This window comes from Frankia sp. Mgl5 (assembly GCF_023242985.1).
Lineage (GTDB): Bacteria > Actinomycetota > Actinomycetes > Frankiales > Frankiaceae > Parafrankia > Parafrankia soli.
Map to the genome: position 1 here is coordinate 1 of NZ_JALKFY010000358.1, position 235 is coordinate 235.

Genomic DNA, 235 nt, shown 5'->3' on the forward strand with positions numbered 1-235 from the left:
CGCACGTACAAAGATGTGGTAATGATGGGGCGTACCCACGGGGTTCATGCCGAACCAACTACATTCGGGTTGAAGCTGGCGCTGTGGCTGGAAGAGATGAAGCGCAACCTGGCACGCTTCCGTTCGGCGAAAAAAGAAGTGGCAGTAGGCAAAATTTCCGGAGCGGTCGGCACTTACGCCAACATCGATCCGTTTGTCGAAGCTTACGTCTGCGAAAAGCTCGGCCTGGAAGCGG

At 55.7% G+C, this 235-nt stretch carries 1 protein-coding gene; it reads left to right on the forward strand.

Annotated features, from left to right (window positions below; all coding sequences use genetic code 11):
• A partial coding sequence (locus MXD62_RS09685; RefSeq protein ID WP_368862362.1) for a lyase family protein occupies positions 1-235 on the forward strand: 235 nt, incomplete at both ends.